The 16,749-nt window shown below is 54.1% G+C and carries 19 protein-coding genes; 13 read left to right on the top strand and 6 right to left on the bottom strand.

All coding sequences use genetic code 11. The annotated features are described in order from the left end of the window. Positions 1 to 11: 11 nt before the first annotated feature. On the bottom strand, positions 12 to 1,052 hold the full coding sequence (locus HVZ37_RS10345; protein WP_043000782.1) for an oxidoreductase: 1,041 nt from the start codon (positions 1,050 to 1,052) through the stop codon (positions 12 to 14). A 240-nt stretch (positions 1,053 to 1,292) separates the two neighbouring features. On the opposite strand from HVZ37_RS10345, the gene blr reads away from it, so the two are divergent. From blr to gstA, 12 genes are all read left to right on the top strand, one after another. Continuing rightward, positions 1,293 to 1,418 carry a division septum protein Blr gene (blr, locus tag HVZ37_RS10340; protein WP_043001937.1) on the top strand — a complete coding sequence of 42 codons (126 nt, stop codon included), beginning with the start codon at positions 1,293 to 1,295 and terminating at the stop codon, positions 1,416 to 1,418. A 283-nt stretch (positions 1,419 to 1,701) separates the two neighbouring features. Further along, positions 1,702 to 1,917 (top strand): transcription modulator YdgT, encoded by a 216-nt coding sequence (gene ydgT, locus HVZ37_RS10335; RefSeq protein ID WP_043000783.1) that lies wholly within the window; start codon positions 1,702 to 1,704, stop codon positions 1,915 to 1,917. Positions 1,918 to 1,995: 78 nt separating this feature from the next. Continuing rightward, on the top strand, positions 1,996 to 2,436 hold the full coding sequence (locus tag HVZ37_RS10330; protein ID WP_043000784.1) for a DUF2569 domain-containing protein: 441 nt from the start codon (positions 1,996 to 1,998) through the stop codon (positions 2,434 to 2,436). A gap of 76 nt (positions 2,437 to 2,512) precedes the next feature. Next, positions 2,513 to 3,094, top strand: a complete 582-nt coding sequence (rsxA, locus tag HVZ37_RS10325) for an electron transport complex subunit RsxA (protein ID WP_003029144.1) — start codon at positions 2,513 to 2,515, stop codon at positions 3,092 to 3,094. Next, the gene (gene rsxB, locus HVZ37_RS10320) at positions 3,094 to 3,672 is read left to right on the top strand and encodes an electron transport complex subunit RsxB (RefSeq protein ID WP_043000785.1); all 579 of its coding nucleotides are present in this window, start codon (positions 3,094 to 3,096) and stop codon (positions 3,670 to 3,672) included. Before rsxA ends, rsxB begins: the two co-directional genes overlap by 1 nt. Then, on the top strand, positions 3,665 to 5,500 hold the full coding sequence (gene rsxC / locus HVZ37_RS10315; protein WP_181628401.1) for an electron transport complex subunit RsxC: 1,836 nt from the start codon (positions 3,665 to 3,667) through the stop codon (positions 5,498 to 5,500). The genes rsxB and rsxC overlap by 8 nt, the downstream gene beginning before the upstream one ends. After that, positions 5,501 to 6,559 carry an electron transport complex subunit RsxD gene (gene rsxD / locus HVZ37_RS10310; protein WP_130097599.1) on the top strand — a complete coding sequence of 353 codons (1,059 nt, stop codon included), beginning with the start codon at positions 5,501 to 5,503 and terminating at the stop codon, positions 6,557 to 6,559. Positions 6,560 to 6,562: 3 nt separating this feature from the next. Further along, complete coding sequence (rsxG, locus tag HVZ37_RS10305) at positions 6,563 to 7,183, top strand: electron transport complex subunit RsxG (protein ID WP_044254656.1); 621 nt, start codon at positions 6,563 to 6,565, stop codon at positions 7,181 to 7,183. 3 nt (positions 7,184 to 7,186) lie between these two features. Next, on the top strand, positions 7,187 to 7,885 hold the full coding sequence (locus tag HVZ37_RS10300; RefSeq protein ID WP_044254659.1) for an electron transport complex subunit E: 699 nt from the start codon (positions 7,187 to 7,189) through the stop codon (positions 7,883 to 7,885). Then, on the top strand, positions 7,882 to 8,517 hold the full coding sequence (gene nth / locus HVZ37_RS10295) for an endonuclease III (RefSeq protein ID WP_043000791.1): 636 nt from the start codon (positions 7,882 to 7,884) through the stop codon (positions 8,515 to 8,517). The genes HVZ37_RS10300 and nth overlap by 4 nt, the downstream gene beginning before the upstream one ends. Before the next feature lie 607 nt (positions 8,518 to 9,124). Next, positions 9,125 to 10,630, top strand: coding sequence for a dipeptide/tripeptide permease DtpA (gene dtpA / locus HVZ37_RS10290; protein WP_043000792.1), 1,506 nt, complete (start codon positions 9,125 to 9,127; stop codon positions 10,628 to 10,630). Between the two features lie 105 nt (positions 10,631 to 10,735). Further along, on the top strand, positions 10,736 to 11,341 hold the full coding sequence (gstA, locus tag HVZ37_RS10285; RefSeq protein WP_043000793.1) for a glutathione transferase GstA: 606 nt from the start codon (positions 10,736 to 10,738) through the stop codon (positions 11,339 to 11,341). A gap of 48 nt (positions 11,342 to 11,389) precedes the next feature. Here gstA and pdxY read toward each other — a convergent pair whose 3' ends face one another. The 5 genes from pdxY to anmK all read right to left on the bottom strand — a co-directional run bounded on the left by pdxY (position 11,390) and on the right by anmK (position 15,970). Then, entirely contained in the window at positions 11,390 to 12,250 is an 861-nt protein-coding gene (gene pdxY, locus HVZ37_RS10280) for a pyridoxal kinase PdxY (RefSeq protein ID WP_043000794.1), read from the bottom strand. A gap of 66 nt (positions 12,251 to 12,316) precedes the next feature. Further along, a complete protein-coding gene (gene tyrS, locus HVZ37_RS10275; RefSeq protein ID WP_043000795.1) occupies positions 12,317 to 13,591 on the bottom strand; it encodes a tyrosine--tRNA ligase in 1,275 nt (424 codons plus the stop codon). A 126-nt stretch (positions 13,592 to 13,717) separates the two neighbouring features. Continuing rightward, on the bottom strand, positions 13,718 to 14,374 hold the full coding sequence (gene pdxH / locus HVZ37_RS10270) for a pyridoxamine 5'-phosphate oxidase (RefSeq protein WP_043000796.1): 657 nt from the start codon (positions 14,372 to 14,374) through the stop codon (positions 13,718 to 13,720). 58 nt (positions 14,375 to 14,432) lie between these two features. Next, entirely contained in the window at positions 14,433 to 14,756 is a 324-nt protein-coding gene (gene mliC, locus HVZ37_RS10265; protein WP_044254665.1) for a C-type lysozyme inhibitor, read from the bottom strand. Positions 14,757 to 14,848: 92 nt separating this feature from the next. Next, a complete protein-coding gene (anmK, locus tag HVZ37_RS10260) occupies positions 14,849 to 15,970 on the bottom strand; it encodes an anhydro-N-acetylmuramic acid kinase (protein ID WP_054176667.1) in 1,122 nt (373 codons plus the stop codon). A gap of 271 nt (positions 15,971 to 16,241) precedes the next feature. Here anmK and slyB point away from each other — a divergent pair, with 271 nt between their 5' ends. Beyond that, positions 16,242 to 16,709: an outer membrane lipoprotein SlyB gene (gene slyB, locus HVZ37_RS10255; RefSeq protein WP_043000799.1), complete on the top strand. Its 468-nt coding sequence runs from the start codon at positions 16,242 to 16,244 to the stop codon at positions 16,707 to 16,709. The last annotated feature ends 40 nt before the right edge of the window (positions 16,710 to 16,749 follow it).

Here is a 16,749-nt window from a genome sequence, read left to right as displayed (position 1 = left end):
CCTTTCAGACATCAGGCAAGGCATAACGTCGAACGATGTTTCGCCGACTCAATTCCCAGTTCAATCAGTTCCATAATCTGGATAGCCTGGCTCGCCGGTACCGGGTTCTCTCCGTGACCATTCAACGCATCGCGGATCCCGGCATAGTACGCCGGATAATTCCCCGGCACGGTCAGCCAGGTCTCTTCCACCCGTGTTTCGCCTTCAACGCGTGTGACGATGCCATCACGCATATCGTAGCCCCAGTCTTCTTGCGGCAGGCGCTCGCCATTTTTCAGACGCTCTTCCTGCGGATCCAGACCGTACTTCACATAGCTGCCGCGCGAACCATGCACGATGTAACGCGCCGATTCCGCTGCCGCCAGCATCGTACCGTGTAAGATCACCCGACGCTGCGGGTAGGAAAGCGTGGCATGGAAGTAGTCGGTTGACTGTGCCCCCGGGCGCAACTGGGCCAAATCTACCGTCATGCTGACAGGCAGACCGAACAGATTGATCGCCTGATCAAGCAGATGCGGTGCCAGATCGTACCAGATACCGCTTCCCGGTCCCCCTTGCTCACGCCAGCGATCCCGTACCTGCGGACGAAAGCGGTCGAAATGCGATTCAAAATAGGCGACCTCACCCAAAACGCCTTCCGCCAGCATCGCTTTCAGGGTCAAAAAGTCACTGTCCCAACGACGGTTGTGGAAAACAGAGAGCACCCGTCCCAGACTGCGTGCCAGCGCATCCAGTTCGCGCGCTTGTGACAGTGTCACGGTGAAAGGTTTATCAACCACCACATGTTTACCCGCTTCCAGCGCCGCTTTGGCCAGCGGGAAATGGGTATCGTTTGGTGTGGGTATGACGATCAGATCAATATTAGGGTCGTTAAACAGATGCTTCGGCTCAGAGACAACGGCCACGGAAGGCCAGTCCGCCTTCACTTTCGCTGCATCGCTACTGGAAACGACGGCCAGTTCCAGTCCCGGCGTGCCATCAATCAGGGGGGCATGGAACGTTTTACTGGCGTATCCGTAGCCAATCAGTCCTACACGGATGTTGTCACTCATATATATGCCTCTCGTTTCAGTCTGTGACTATTTCACACTATCCATGAACCACTCACAATAGTTTAATAACCCTGAGGCTATAAAGGTCGTTATTTAACTTAAGTCAAATAAATGTCACTTTCGGGCAGTTTGTCGGTATAAAGTCGCTGAAATCGTTCCCGAAACACTTGCCGGGATAATTATTGCTAAGTAACATCTGCTGCCGGTATTTAAGGATAAATCAAGCAAATGTCGTCAGTCATCAATCGTCTTATTGAATTAACAGGTTGGGTGGTTCTTGCGGTGTCCGTGGTCCTCCTTGGCGTTGCCAATCATATCGATAATTATCAGCCTCCCGAACCGACTGCCGCTGTTCAGCAGAAATAGCGCACCAGGCGGCGTATGTCGCCTGGAAAGTCGGTTTTCCCGAATTATTTGCAGAAAAAGCCGAAAAATTATCTGAAAAAGCGAATTGTGCGGCCTCCCATGCCGGCGCTTGTTGCCAGTGATGGCGAAGCGCGTTACCCTTCGCTCTGGTGTCGTCTGGCACTGCAAACATCATTTAAGAAAATACTTTTTCGGCCTTTACCTGCCGGTTCCTTTCACCGGGACAGGTTTATTTTACCTTCACCACTCGTGGCTTTATTTTTATATATAGGGATCCCTGTTTATGACTGTTCAGGATTATTTATTAAAATTTCGCAAAATTAGCTCGCTCGAAAGCCTGGAAAAGCTGTTTGACCACCTGCACTACACCCTGACCGACGATCATGACATTATCAATATGTATCGCGCGGCCGATCATCGCCGCGCAGAACTGGTCTCCGGCGGTCGCCTTTTTGATGTTGGTCAGGTACCGAAATCCGTCTGGCACTACGTGCAATAAGAAAGTAGCGCTTGCCGGTAAAAGCTTTATAATAATTGCCCCAAAAACAACGGTACGTCTGGCAATTCCGGAGATTTTATGACCACAACACCGGCACAGCGCATTGGCGGTTGGTTACTGGGCCCGCTGGCCTGGCTTTTAGTCGCCTTGCTGAGTGCGTCGCTGGCCTTGTTCCTGTATGCTACGGCGCTCGCCTCGCCCAAAACGTTAGCGATGCTGGCAGAGCAAAGTACCGGCAACCTGCTGTTGTGGGGCGTCTCTTTTCTCACCGCGATTGCCATGTGGTATTACACCCTGTGGTTGACGATTGCGTTCTTTAAGCGCAGACGCAGTGTGCCGAAGCACTATATTATCTGGCTGCTGGTCTCCGTCTTACTGGCGGTCAAGGCTTTTGCCTTTTCACCGGTGCCCGACGCCTTAGCTGTGCGTCAGTTACTCTTCCCGTTGCTGGCGGCAGCACTGTTAGTGCCCTATTTCAAGCGTTCCTCGCGTGTGAAAACGACCTTTGTGAACCCGTAATAACCTTACAGTTAACCTGTTGTCGCCTGCTGTAGATTGTCAGATAATAGGCGGCTTTTTTATTTCAGGCCGAAAAATGACTGATTACCTGCTGCTGTTTGTCGGAACTGTACTGGTCAATAACTTTGTACTGGTTAAGTTTCTGGGGCTTTGTCCTTTTATGGGCGTTTCCAAAAAGCTGGAAACCGCGATGGGGATGGGGCTTGCGACCACGTTTGTGATGACGCTGGCCTCAATCTGCGCCTGGCTGATTGACACCTGGATCCTGATCCCGCTCAATCTCATTTATCTGCGCACGCTGGCCTTTATTCTGGTTATCGCGGTCGTGGTGCAATTTACTGAAATGGTGGTGCGCAAAACCAGCCCGGCGCTCTATCGCCTGCTGGGGATTTTCTTACCGCTGATCACCACCAACTGCGCGGTTCTCGGTGTCGCGCTGCTGAATATCAATCTCGGCCATAACTTTTTACAGTCGGCGCTGTACGGTTTTTCCGCCGCCGTCGGCTTCTCGCTGGTGATGGTGCTGTTTGCGGCGATTCGCGAGCGTCTCGCCGTTGCAGATGTACCGGCACCGTTTCGCGGTAACGCCATTGCGCTGATTACCGCCGGGTTAATGTCTCTGGCCTTTATGGGCTTTAGTGGTTTGGTGAAGTTGTAATGAATGCTATCTGGATTGCCGTTGCCGCCGTGAGCCTGCTGGGCCTGGTGTTCGGCGCTATCCTGGGTTACGCCTCCCGTCGTTACGCGGTGGAGGATGATCCTGTCGTGGAAAAAATCGATGAGATTCTGCCGCAGAGCCAGTGTGGGCAATGCGGCTATCCCGGCTGTCGCCCCTATGCGGAAGCGATTGGCAGTCAGGGTGAAAAAATTAACCGCTGTGCGCCTGGCGGCGAAGCGGTGATGTTAAAAATCGCTGAACTGCTGAACGTGGATCCCCAGCCGATTGATGGCGATGAACAGGATGTGGCGCCGGTCCGCATGCTGGCGATGATTGATGAAGCCAACTGTATCGGCTGCACCAAGTGTATTCAGGCCTGCCCGGTGGATGCCATTATTGGCGCAACGCGTGCCATGCACACGGTGATGAGTGATTTGTGCACGGGCTGCAATCTGTGCGTGGATCCCTGCCCGACTCACTGCATTGAACTGCGTCCGGTCGCCGAAACACCTGACAGCTGGAAGTGGGATTTGAACACGATCCCCGTGCGTAATATCCCCGTGGAACAACATGCTTAAGTTATTCTCTGCTTTCAGAAAAGATAAGATCTGGGATTTCAACGGCGGTATCCATCCGCCGGAAATGAAAACCCAGTCAAACGGCACGCCGCTGCGTCAGGTTCCCCTCGCGCAGCGCTTTGTTATGCCGCTCAAACAACATATCGGTGCCGAAGGTGAACTGTGCGTCGCCGAAGGGCAACACGTATTGCGCGGACAAGCGCTGACCCGTGGATGGGGAAGAATGCTCCCGGTTCATGCGCCCACTTCCGGGACGGTGGTCGCCATTGCGCCCCACTCAACGGCGCATCCTTCGGCATTAGCTGAACTTAGCGTGATCATCGACGCCGACGGCGAAGACCGCTGGATTGAACGCGAAGGTTGGCAGGATTACCGTTCGCAGAGCCGCGAAGCCCTAATCGAACGTATTCACCAGTTCGGCGTCGCTGGACTGGGCGGTGCCGGCTTTCCAACCGGCTATAAATTAAAGGGTGGCGGCGACAAAATTGAAACGCTGATCATCAACGCGGCGGAATGTGAACCCTATATCACTGCCGACGATCGGCTGATGCAGGATTGTGCGGCGCAGGTTGTCGAGGGTATCCGTATCCTGGCGCATATTCTGCAACCGAGTGAAGTCCTCATCGGTATCGAAGATAACAAACCGCAGGCCATCTCAATGCTGCGTGCGGTGCTGGCCGACGCGCGGGATATCTCACTGCGTGTCATCCCGACGAAATATCCGTCGGGCGGCGCAAAACAGCTGACCCAAATCCTGACCGGGAAGCAGGTTCCGCACGGCGGTCGTTCTTCCGACATCGGCGTACTGATGCAAAACGTCGGTACGGCGTATGCGGTAAAACGCGCGATCGTCGATGGAGAACCGATTACTGAACGGGTTGTGACCCTCACCGGTGAAGCGGTCAGTCGTCCAGGCAACGTCTGGGCGAGGCTGGGTACACCAGTGAAACATCTGTTAAATGATGCCGGTTTCTGCCCTTCTGCCGATCAGATGGTGATTATGGGCGGCCCGCTGATGGGCTTCACCCTACCGTGGCTCGATGTGCCGGTCGTAAAGATCACCAACTGTTTGCTGGCACCGTCAGCGACAGAGATGGGTGAACCACAGGAAGAGAAAGGCTGCATTCGCTGTAGCGCCTGCGCCGACGCCTGCCCGGCAGATCTTCTGCCCCAGCAGCTTTACTGGTTCAGTAAAGGGCAACAGCATGACAAAGCCACGGCGCATAACATTGCCGACTGCATTGAATGCGGTGCCTGTGCCTGGGTTTGCCCGAGCAATATTCCGTTGGTGCAATATTTCCGTCAGGAGAAAGCCGAGCTTTACGCAATAAGCCAGGAAGAGAAACGCGCGGCAGAGGCTAAAGCGCGCTTTGAAGCGCGTCAGGCTCGCCTGGAGCGAGAGAAAGCGGCGCGTCTGGAACGTCACAAGAAAGCCGCCGTGCAGCCTGCGGCAAAAGATCAGGATGCCATTGCCGCCGCCCTGGCTCGCGTCAAAGAGAAACAGGCGCAAGCGACTCAACCGGTCATGATCAAAGCCGGTGAAAAACCGGACAATAGTGCGGTGATAGCCGCTCGCGAAGCGCGCAAAGCGCTGGCACGAGCAAAACAGGCCGGGAACGTCACCGCAGTGGATGCCGATCCGCGTAAAGCCGCCGTCGAGGCCGCTATCGCCCGTGCGAAGGCGCGCAAACAGGAACAGCAGGCCAGCGACGAACCAGTTGCCCCTTCCCTGGAACCGGTCGACCCACGCAAGGCGGCCATCGCCGCTGCAATAGCGCGCGCAAAAGCTAAAAAAGACGCTCAGCAGCAGGTTGTTAACGAGGAATAAATGGTATTCAGAATCGCAAGTTCTCCCTACACGCATAATCAGCGTCAAACCTCGCGCATTATGCTGCTGGTCTTACTGGCTGCGGTGCCAGGCATCGCCGTGCAATGGTGGTTTTTCGGCTGGGGGACGCTGTTCCAGATCGTACTCGCCTGCGCCAGTGCGCTGCTGGCGGAGGCCGCCGTACTCAGATTGCGTAAACAGCCGGTAGTGGCGATTTTAAAAGATAACTCCGCGCTGCTGACCGGTCTGCTGCTGGCCGTCAGTATTCCTCCCCTCGCCCCCTGGTGGATGGTGATCCTCGGTACGGTATTCGCGGTGATCATTGCCAAGCAATTGTATGGTGGTCTGGGACAAAACCCGTTCAACCCGGCGATGATTGGTTATGTGGTGCTGCTAATCTCCTTCCCGGTGCAGATGACCAGTTGGTTGCCCCCACAGGATATTGCCGCCAGCGCGCCGGGACTGGTCGATGCGCTGCAGGTCATCTTTACCGGGCATACCGCCAGCGGCGGTGATATGAATACGTTGCGTATGGGGATTGACGGGGTAAGCCAGGCCACGCCGCTGGATACGTTCAAAACCTCTCTGCATGCAGGTCATTCTGTTGAGCAGATCATGCAGTGCCCCATTTACAACGGTATGTTTGCCGGTGCGGGCTGGCAGTGGGTCAACCTGGCCTGGCTGGCTGGCGGTGTTTTTCTGCTACAGCAAAAAGCTATTCGCTGGCATATTCCGGTAAGCTTCCTGCTCTCATTGGGCGTCTGTGCGACGCTGGGCTGGCTGTTTGTCCCCGAGTCGCTGGCTTCCCCGCAAATTCATCTGCTCAGTGGGGCAACGATGCTTGGCGCATTCTTCATTCTGACGGATCCGGTGACGGCCTCGACGACCAATCGCGGTCGTCTGGTGTTTGGCGCACTGGCGGGCCTGCTGGTGTGGTTAATCCGTAGCTTCGGCGGCTATCCGGATGGCGTGGCCTTTGCCGTACTGTTAGCCAATATTACGGTGCCGCTGATTGACTACTACACGCGCCCGCGCGTGTACGGACACCGCAAAGGATAATCCATGCTGAAAACGATTCGTAAACATGGCATCACCCTGGCGCTGTTTGCCGCTGGCTCGACCGGACTCACCGCCGCCATCAACCAGTTGACCAAAACCACCATTGATGAACAGGCAGCCATTCAGCAAAAGGCGCTGTTTGATCAGGTCTTGCCTGCCGATCGCTATAATAACCGTTTGCAGGATCGCTGCGTCGTGGTCAGCGCCCCTGAGCTGGGCAAAGGCGAGCATCGCGTTTATATCGCTGAGCAGGACGGGACTCCCGTGGCGGCGGTACTTGAGGCGACGGCACCGGATGGTTATTCCGGTGCCATCCAGTTGTTGGTCGGCGCCGATTTCAGCGGTACGATTTTAGGCACTCGCGTGACGGAACACCATGAAACGCCGGGTCTGGGCGATAAAATAGAACGGCGTCTGTCTGACTGGATCACCGGTTTCAGCGGAAAAAAAATCCAGAGTGATAACGACAGCCACTGGGCCGTGAAAAAAGACGGCGGGGATTTTGACCAGTTTACCGGGGCGACGATTACGCCACGTGCGGTGGTCAATGCCGTCAAGCGTGCCGGACTGTATGCCCGGACGCTGCCGGCACAACTTCCTCAACTTCCGGCCTGCGGAGAATAAATCATGAGCGAAATTAAAGACGTCATCGTTCAGGGATTGTGGAAAAACAACTCGGCGCTGGTACAACTGTTGGGACTGTGCCCTCTGCTGGCGGTAACCTCTACGGCGACCAATGCGTTGGGACTGGGTCTTGCCACCACGCTGGTATTGACCCTGACTAATCTGGCGGTCTCGACATTACGTCGCTGGACGCCGGCAGAAATTCGTATCCCAATTTATGTGATGATTATCGCGTCGGTCGTCAGTGTGGTACAGATGCTGATCAACGCCTATGCCTTTGGCCTCTACCAGTCGCTGGGGATTTTTATCCCGCTGATCGTGACCAACTGTATTGTGGTGGGACGTGCTGAAGCCTTCGCCGCCAAAAAGGGTCCGGCGCTCTCTGCGCTCGACGGGTTTTCCATCGGGATGGGCGCAACCGGCGCTATGTTTGTGCTGGGCTCTCTGCGTGAGATTATCGGCAACGGAACCTTGTTTGACGGTGCGGATGGGCTGCTCGGTAGCTGGGCAAAGGTACTGCGCGTGGAAATTTTCCACACCGACTCTCCTTTCCTGCTGGCAATGCTGCCCCCCGGCGCCTTTATTGGCCTGGGACTCATGCTGGCGGTGAAATATCTCATTGATGAGAAGATGAAAAAACGTCGCGCCAGTGCGTCTGTCGCAACGGAGTTGCCTTCCGGTGAACCAGGGAATGTCTCATGAATAAAGCAAAGCGGTTAGAAATTTTAACCCGATTACGCGCGAATAATCCGCATCCGACGACCGAACTGAATTTCAGCTCGCCCTTTGAACTGTTGATCGCCGTGCTGTTATCGGCCCAGGCGACAGATGTCAGCGTGAACAAGGCCACGGCGAAACTCTACCCGGTTGCCAATACCCCCGCCGCCATGCTGGAACTCGGCGTTGAAGGCGTGAAGTCCTATATCAAAACGATCGGCCTGTTTAACAGCAAAGCCGAAAACGTGATTAAGACCTGCCGCATCCTGCTTGAGCAACATCATGGCGAGGTGCCTGAGGATCGTGCGGCGCTTGAAGCCCTGCCGGGCGTGGGTCGCAAGACGGCAAACGTCGTGCTGAACACCGCCTTCGGCTGGCCCACCATCGCCGTCGACACGCATATCTTTCGCGTCTGTAACCGTACCCACTTTGCGCCCGGCAAGAACGTTGAGCAGGTGGAAGAGAAATTGCTGAAAGTGGTTCCCGCAGAGTTTAAGGTCGACTGCCACCACTGGCTGATCCTGCACGGTCGTTACACCTGTATTGCCCGCAAGCCGCGCTGTGGCTCCTGCATCATCGAAGATCTTTGTGAATACAAAGAGAAGGTCGATATCTGACTCGTCGGGGCAACCCCATCCGCCCCGCCATAACTTTTTGTTATCCTCTACTTCTTCCTCTTCATTCCGTCAATGATTCCACGTCATCAGGTTTAGACAAATGAATAATCCTGGTGATTAGTGCTTATTCAGGTTAATCCTTTTTTTAATAACGAAAATTTCTATCCAACTGTGATCCCGATCATAGTGATAACCCTATGTAAATTATTTTGTTGAATTTGGTTAATTCTACAATCAGATGACAAGGAGTCAGTTTTTATACACAAAACATTACACTGGCTATTTTTTAGATACTGGCCTTTATCACTAGGTTAAACGGCATATAGCAGAACATATCGCCATATAGCGATTTTCAGGGCCCGTTGACAGCGTAAAAAACTGCCATTACGCAATTAAAAAAATTTAACGCTAGATAACATTTATCTACCCCGATGAATTCACCAGATGAGATATATGTAACAGGTTATTACAAAAGACTTGTCTGAAAGTGCAAGATAGTGAACATTACTTGCCGTTTCCCCTCCCACTATAACAATTTCACGGCTACCCAGTGGTATCACGTGACAGAACACCCCCGTTAATATGGGATGTAAAAAAAGAGGCTAAAGTGTCTACTGCAAACAAGAAACCAACGGAAAGCGTCAGTCTTAACGCTTTCAAACAACCGAAGGCGTTCTATCTCATCTTCTCGATTGAGCTCTGGGAGCGTTTCGGTTATTACGGCTTACAAGGAATTATGGCCGTTTACCTGGTTAAACAACTGGGTATGTCTGAAGCGGATTCAATCACTCTTTTCTCGTCTTTTAGCGCCCTGGTTTACGGTCTGGTCGCCATTGGTGGCTGGTTAGGCGATAAAATTCTGGGTACCAAGCGCGTCATTATGCTTGGTGCGGTAGTCCTGGCTATTGGTTATGCCCTGGTGGCATGGTCCGGACACGACGCTGGCATCGTTTATATGGGGATGGCCGCCATTGCCGTGGGTAATGGTCTGTTTAAAGCTAACCCGTCCTCGCTGCTCTCAACCTGCTATGCAAAAGATGACCCGCGTCTTGATGGTGCATTTACGATGTACTACATGTCCGTCAATATCGGTTCATTCTTCTCAATGCTGGCAACGCCGTGGCTTGCCGCGCATTACGGCTGGAGCACCGCGTTCGCGTTGAGCGTTGTCGGTATGCTGATCACCGTGGTGAACTTCGCGTTCTGCCAGCGTTGGGTGAAGAACTACGGTTCTAAACCTGACTTTGAGCCGATTAACTTCCGCAACCTGCTGCTGACCATCGTCGGTGTTATCGCGCTCATCGCGATCGCCACCTGGCTGCTGCATAACCAGCAAATCGCCCGCATGGTTCTGGGTGTGATCGCGCTTGGTATCGTGATTATCTTCGGTAAAGAAGCCTTCTCTATGCAGGGTGCGGCTCGTCGTAAAATGATCGTGGCGTTCATTCTGATGCTGGAAGCGATCATCTTCTTCGTGCTGTACAGCCAGATGCCGACATCGCTGAACTTCTTCGCTATCCGTAACGTTGAGCACTCCATTCTTGGCATCGCGTTCGAACCTGAACAGTATCAGGCGCTGAACCCGTTCTGGATCATCATTGGTAGTCCTATCCTCGCGGCTATCTATAACAAGATGGGCGACACTCTGCCGATGCCGACGAAGTTTGCCATTGGTATGGTGCTGTGTTCAGGCGCGTTCCTGATCCTGCCGCTGGGTGCCAAATTCGCCTCTGATGCGGGCATCGTTTCCGTTAACTGGCTGATCATCTGCTACGGCCTGCAAAGTATCGGTGAGCTGATGATTTCCGGTCTGGGCCTGGCCATGGTGGCACAGCTGGTTCCACAGCGTCTGATGGGCTTCATCATGGGTAGCTGGTTCCTCACCACTGCAGGCGCCAACATCATTGGCGGTTATGTCGCCAGCATGATGGCGGTTCCGGAAAACGTAACGGACCCGCTGATGTCTCTGGAAGTGTATGGTCGCGTGTTCCTGCAGATTGGCGTGGCGACCGCAGTGATCGCTGTTCTGATGTTGCTGACGGCGCCGAAACTGAACCGCATGACTCAGGACGACGAACCTCGCGAGAAAGCGTCTAAAACCGCTACCGCGTAAATTTCTGGGAAACGCATAATGAAGCTGCTAACGTTGCGTTAGCGGCTTTTTTTTTGCCTGAACCCGAACCAGGATACGTTAAACCTCAGTTGAAAGGAGTTATCGATGAAACTGTTCTACAAGCCAGGCGCCTGCTCTCTTGCCTCCCATATTACCCTTCGCGAGAGTGGGAAAGATTTCACGCTGGATGGCGTGGATTTGATGAAAAAGCGTCTGGAAAACGGCGATGATTTTTTCGCGGTCAACCCGAAAGGACAGGTTCCCGCTTTGCTGCTCGATGATGGTACGCTGCTGACCGAAGGCGTGGCGATTATGCAATATCTCGCCGACAGCGTTCCTGATCGCCAGTTGCTGGCTCCCGTGAGCAGCATTTCACGCTACAAGACGCTGGAATGGCTTAACTACATTGCGACTGAACTGCATAAAGGCTTCACGCCGCTGTTTCGCCCTGACACTCCAGAAGAGTATAAACCGACCGTTCGCGCGCTTCTTGAAAAGAAAATGCAGTACGTTGATGCCGCTCTCAAAGAGGGACAATGGATTTGTGGCTCGCGTTTCACTATCGCGGATGCCTACCTTTTCACCGTACTGCGCTGGGCGTATGCGGTAAAACTCAATATGGACGGGTTAGAGAATATTGCGGCATATATGAAACGAGTGGCTGAGCGTCCGGGCGTTGCGGCAGCGCTGAAGGCGGAAGGAATACAGTAAGCGAATCAGGCCGGATGGCGGCGGTCAACGCCGCATCCGGCAGGCAAGTCAAAGCTGTGTGGCGCTAAAGTAGTGGTCTGGTTGAGCGATACGATCCTGCGCCGCCACCACCTGCAGTTCATATTCCTGCATTGCTTTGGTAGCAATCATAATCTCATACACCGCCGCCGTCACATGTTCCAGCGCCTGCTGGATTGTCGCCCCCTGCAGCAATTTCACTAACAGTAAACCACTGGTCACATCGCCCACGCCGACCGGCTGACGGACACCGAAATCCACCAGCGGACGACTGATGTGCCAGGCGTCATCGGCAGTAACCAGCAGCATTTCAAAACGATCCTGACTGTAACCCGCTCGCGCCAGGTGTTTGACCAGCACAATCTCCGGCCCCTGTGCAATGAGCTCGCGGGCGGCGGTAACCGCTTCATCCACGGTGTTCACCGCGTGTTCACAGAGAATTTCCAGCTCAATCAGATTCGGGGCGATGATGTCGCTGGCAGGTAACGCGTGGCGAACATGAAATTCGGCGACGCCAGGCGCGACAATGCACCCCTTTTCCGGATGTCCCATCACCGGGTCACAAAAATATTTCGCCGCCGGATTCGCCGCTTTCACCTGACGCACAATCCCCAGAATATGCTCGCCCTGCTCGGCAGAACCCAGATAACCGCTCAGCACCGCATCACAGCGCTTCAGCTGATCGATATCGGCAATGCCCTGCACAATCTCCGTCAGATGAGAGGGCGGCATGACGCAGCCAGTCCATTTGCCGTATTGCGTGTGATTAGAGAATTGAACCGTATTGAGGGGCCAGACGTTGGCACCGAGGCGGCGCATCGGAAACTCCGCGGCGCTATTGCCAGCATGTCCAAAAACAACGTGGGACTGAATGGCGAGGATATTCTTCATTTTTTGCTTACCACAACCCTGAAAAAATAAAGGGGCGTGGTTTCCCACGCCCCTGCTAACTTTCGATTACTTCCAGCACACCAGACAGTAATTCTTCTTACCGCGACGCAGCAGCGTGTAGCGGCCGTACAGACGATCGCCTTCGGTGAAGGTGTACTCCGGATCCGACTGCTTCTCGCCGTTAATGGTGATCGCGTTTGACGCAATGGTCTTACGCGCCTGACCACGAGACGGCTGCAGTTCGGAATCCACCAGCGCCTGCATCAGATCTGCGCCTTTTTCCATCTCGACCATTGGCACACCGTCCTGCGCCAGTTGTTCGAAGTCCGCTTCGCTCAAATCGCTCAGCGTACCGTTGAACAGGCTCTCGGTGATGCGTTTCGCCGCGATAAGGCCCTCTTCGCCATGCACCAGACGCGTGACCTGCTCGGCCAGCACGTACTGCGCACGCGGCGCTTTCCCGCTGTTCTTGTCTTCTTCTTCCAGCGCATTGATCTCTTCAATGTCCATGAAGGTGAAGAACTTCAGGAAGCGATACACGTCGGCGTCCGCCGTGTTGATCCAGAACTGATAGAATTTGTACGGACTGGTTTTCTTCGGATCCAGCCATACTGCGCCGCCTTCGGTTTTGCCGAACTTGGTACCGTCCGCTTTGGTGATCAGCGGAACGGTCAGACCGAAGACCTGATTCTGATGCAGACGACGCGTCAGGTCGATCCCGGAGGTGATGTTACCCCACTGATCGGAACCACCGATTTGCAGCGCCACGCCATGCAGTTTATTCAGACAGGCAAAGTCATAACCCTGTAACAGGTTATAGGAGAACTCAGTGAAGGAGATCCCTTGATCGTCACGGTTCAGACGCTGCTTCACCGCTTCTTTGTTGATCATCTGGTTGACAGAGAAATGCTTACCGATATCGCGCAGGAAGGTCAGCACGTTCATGTTGCCGAACCAGTCATAGTTATTCGCCGCGATAGCGGAGTTGTCGCCGCAGTCGAAATCCAGGAACGGAGCAACCTGTTTACGGATTTTGTCTACCCACTCCTGAACGGTGTCTTCGGTGTTCAGTTTACGCTCGGCGGCTTTAAAGCTCGGGTCGCCAATCAGACCGGTCGCGCCACCGACCAGCGCCACAGGTTTATGGCCTGCCTGCTGGAAGCGTTTCAGGCATAACAAGGGAACCAGATGCCCCAAATGCAAGCTGTCAGCGGTAGGATCGAAGCCGCAATAGAGCGCGATCGGGCCTTGCGCCAGTCGCTCTGCTAACGCTTCCTCGTCCGTCACCTGGGCAACCAGCCCCCGCTCTTGCAATTGTTTAATCAAGTTACTGCTTGCCATCAAAATCTCCATGTATAAAACGACTGCACCTTTGCCGGTACACGACTTTTCGCCAGACGCGAAAGCTCTATAGAATAAAGCGCTGGCGCACACAGCGCTAGCGCTTAACGCAACAATTTTCCGGGTTTATGGTGCGAGACGGTCAATTTTCCATGCATCATTTTCACGCTGGTATAAAAAGCGGTCATGCAGTCGGTGCTCACCGCCCTGCCAGAACTCCATCTGTTCTATGCTGACGCGGAATCCGCCCCAGAAACTGGGCAGCGGCACTTCGCCTTGCTGGAATTTCTGTTTTAATTCGAGGAATTTACTTTCGAGGATCCCGCGCGCGGAAATGCGGCTGGACTGTTTCGAGACCCAGGCGCCAATCTGGCTGTCACGCGGACGGCTGTGGAAATACTTCACCACTTCCAGGGTCGATAAGCGTTCGGCTTTACCCGTCACCATCACCTGACGTTCCAGCATATGCCAGGGAAACAGCAGGCTGATGCGGGGATTTTTTTCGATTTGATGCGCTTTACGGCTGCCGAGGTTGGTATAGAACACCAGCCCTCTTTCATCGTAGTGTTTCAGCAACACAATACGCTGATACGGTTGGCCATTTTCGTCAACGGTCGCTACAACCATGGCGGTGGGATCCGCCAGTCTGGCGTCACATGCCTGAGCCAGCCAGCGTTCGAAAAGCGTTAATGGCTCAGCGGGAAGATCGCGGCGACGCAGACCGCCTTTGGTGTATTCACGGCGCAGATGCGCGATTTGCTGCAATTCGTCGTTATCAGACATGGGGTTCGCTACGGATTGTCAGTGGGTGGCGCTATTGTGCGCCGCCCTGCTGGAAATCTCAACGCTTCGGGTTTTGTAACTGGCAGTTATTCAGCACGATACGGTCACGTTTGTAGACGGTCGCGCCGTCGCCTTTCGACCAGAACACATAGATTCCGTCGGTATAGCGCGCGCCTGACGCCGAAATACCCTGCTTCAGATTAAGCAGTTTGTTGTCATAAACAAAATTCACCTCCTGACGGGTATTATTCAATTTTACCGTCAGCGGTTTTTCATCACACTGGTATTCCAGCGTATCCGTTTGCATACGTTCAACAAACTGGTTGTAGACGCTACAACCAGAGAGCATAAGCGGAAAACAGATGAGTAGCAGTTTTTTCATAGACGTATCCTGTAGACTTTCCTGGTCCAGGAGGGTGAATTCACCCTCCTAATCCCCACAGTGTAACGGCAGAAGACGAAAGAAAAATTCAGTTAACTCTGAGTTCGTGGGGTGGCGGGAAACACCGCGCCCAGAATGCTTGCTTCAGAGGCACCGGTCACCGAGGGCAAATTGCCCGGAAGACCTGCCAGCGTGCGCCACGCCAGCCAGGCAAATGCCAACGCTTCCATATCATCGCCGCTGATCCCGGCCTCATCGGTGGTCGTCACTTCCGTTCCCGGCAGCAGTCCCGCCAGTCGGGTCATTAACAAAGGATTACGACTACCGCCGCCGCAGACCATCAGACGTTCACAGCCCCCACTCAGCAACACCTGTTCAGAGATGGTGACCGCCGTCAGCTCCGTCAACGTCGCCTGAACATCGCGCGGCGCAATCCCCGGGAACGCCGTCAGTTGCCGTTCAATCCAGCCGTAGTTGAAGTATTCACGCCCGGTGCTTTTCGGTGCCGGTAGCGAGAACCAGGGATCGCTGAGCATCGTTTGTAGCAACGGAATAATCACCGTCCCACCGCAGGCCCATTGCGCATCTTTATCATAGGGTTTGCCGCACTGCCGCCAGATCCAGGCATCCATCAGCATATTGCCGGGTCCGGTGTCGTATCCACGCACGGGCTGCCCTGGAATCAGCAGCGACAGATTCGCAATGCCGCCAATATTGAGCACCATTCTTCGCTCGGTCGGATGCGCGAGCAGCGCCTGATGAAATGCAGGTACCAGTGGCGCGCCCTGTCCGCCCAGCGCGATATCACGACGACGGAAATCGCCGACTACCGTGATTCCGGTATGCGCCACAATTTGATTGTTATCGCCGATCTGCAGCGTATGCGGCGCCGCGCCGGTGGGTTCATGCCACACCGTTTGCCCGTGGCAACCGATAGCGATAATGTCTTGCGGACGCAGTTTTTCCTGCGCCAGTAGCGCGTTGACCGCCTCGGCAAACAGTTTGCCCAACCGAACATCCAACTGCCCCAACTGGGAAAGCGTCAGAGATTGCCCCTGGCAAATATCGAGAATCGCCTGTTTAAGGGAAACAGGCATCGGCCAGGTGAGACTCCCCTGTTGGGCCACCATCGTGTCATCTATCGTCGCCAGTACGACATCAACACCATCAAGGCTGGTGCCTGACATCACGCCAATGTAACGGCCCGATTTCATACATGTTCCTTTTTAAGCATGACTTTTTGCCAACACTCCATCATAAACGCGCAGTCAATGCTACGCTTCATTCACGTTTTTCCCGAAAGCACCCTCGCCGCGTTGATTTAATAAATTCACTGAATAGTTCGTTTAAAGTTGGTTAAGCTGCCTGTTATTATGATTTCTGCATCATTCAGACAGAACATGTGACCTTAAACGCGCAAATGCCATATAATTTGACCATGAGGGATGCTTGGGTAGCGTTTCATGGTGAACAGGAGATTTTTAAATGATTAAACGTGTACTGATCGTTTCACTGGCTGGCTTATCTTTAGTGGGTTGTGCCAACACGGATAGCCTTTCAGGCGATGTCTATACCGCTTCTGAAGCGAAGCAGGTTCAGAACGTTACCTACGGGACGATTGTAAACGTGCGTCCGGTAAAAATTCAGGCTGGTGATAATGATAACGTGATCGGCGCCATTGGTGGTGCTGTGCTCGGTGGCTTCCTGGGTAACACTGTGGGTGGTGGTACGGGCCGTTCTCTGGCAACGGCGGCGGGTGCTGTCGCCGGTGGTGTCGCCGGACAAGGCGTGCAGGGTGCGATGAACAAAACGCAGGGTGTTGAACTGGAAATCCGTAAGGATGATGGCAACACCATCATGGTTGTTCAGAAACAAGGTGATACGCGTTTCTCTGCCGGACAGCGTGTCGTACTGGCCAGCAACGGTCGTCAGGTTACCGTTTCTCCGCGCTAAGTGAATTAACGTGTGGTCAGGTCCTGACCACACGTTTCAT

Source organism: Citrobacter sp. RHB35-C17 (genome assembly GCF_013816795.1).
GTDB classification, from domain to species: Bacteria; Pseudomonadota; Gammaproteobacteria; order Enterobacterales; family Enterobacteriaceae; genus Citrobacter_A; species Citrobacter_A amalonaticus.
Note: the sequence above shows the minus strand (reverse complement) of the source record. Positions and strands in the feature narration are given on the sequence as shown.

What these genes read in the sequence shown, in the direction of transcription:
- ydgT (WP_043000783.1), top strand. Translation starts at nt 1,702, where the DNA reads ATGACTGTTCAGGATTATTTATTAAAATTTCGCAAAATTAGCTCGCTC.
- pdxH (WP_043000796.1), bottom strand. Translation starts at nt 14,374, where the DNA reads ATGTCTGATAACGACGAATTGCAGCAAATCGCGCATCTGCGCCGTGAA.
- slyB (WP_043000799.1), top strand. Translation starts at nt 16,242, where the DNA reads ATGATTAAACGTGTACTGATCGTTTCACTGGCTGGCTTATCTTTAGTG.
- gstA (WP_043000793.1), top strand. Translation starts at nt 10,736, where the DNA reads ATGAAACTGTTCTACAAGCCAGGCGCCTGCTCTCTTGCCTCCCATATT.
- rsxG (WP_044254656.1), top strand. Translation starts at nt 6,563, where the DNA reads ATGCTGAAAACGATTCGTAAACATGGCATCACCCTGGCGCTGTTTGCC.
- anmK (WP_054176667.1), bottom strand. Translation starts at nt 15,970, where the DNA reads ATGAAATCGGGCCGTTACATTGGCGTGATGTCAGGCACCAGCCTTGAT.
- HVZ37_RS10345 (WP_043000782.1), bottom strand. Translation starts at nt 1,052, where the DNA reads ATGAGTGACAACATCCGTGTAGGACTGATTGGCTACGGATACGCCAGT.
- HVZ37_RS10300 (WP_044254659.1), top strand. Translation starts at nt 7,187, where the DNA reads ATGAGCGAAATTAAAGACGTCATCGTTCAGGGATTGTGGAAAAACAAC.
- tyrS (WP_043000795.1), bottom strand. Translation starts at nt 13,591, where the DNA reads ATGGCAAGCAGTAACTTGATTAAACAATTGCAAGAGCGGGGGCTGGTT.
- mliC (WP_044254665.1), bottom strand. Translation starts at nt 14,756, where the DNA reads ATGAAAAAACTGCTACTCATCTGTTTTCCGCTTATGCTCTCTGGTTGT.
- rsxB (WP_043000785.1), top strand. Translation starts at nt 3,094, where the DNA reads ATGAATGCTATCTGGATTGCCGTTGCCGCCGTGAGCCTGCTGGGCCTG.
- nth (WP_043000791.1), top strand. Translation starts at nt 7,882, where the DNA reads ATGAATAAAGCAAAGCGGTTAGAAATTTTAACCCGATTACGCGCGAAT.
- rsxC (WP_181628401.1), top strand. Translation starts at nt 3,665, where the DNA reads ATGCTTAAGTTATTCTCTGCTTTCAGAAAAGATAAGATCTGGGATTTC.
- rsxD (WP_130097599.1), top strand. Translation starts at nt 5,501, where the DNA reads ATGGTATTCAGAATCGCAAGTTCTCCCTACACGCATAATCAGCGTCAA.
- rsxA (WP_003029144.1), top strand. Translation starts at nt 2,513, where the DNA reads ATGACTGATTACCTGCTGCTGTTTGTCGGAACTGTACTGGTCAATAAC.
- pdxY (WP_043000794.1), bottom strand. Translation starts at nt 12,250, where the DNA reads ATGAAGAATATCCTCGCCATTCAGTCCCACGTTGTTTTTGGACATGCT.
- HVZ37_RS10330 (WP_043000784.1), top strand. Translation starts at nt 1,996, where the DNA reads ATGACCACAACACCGGCACAGCGCATTGGCGGTTGGTTACTGGGCCCG.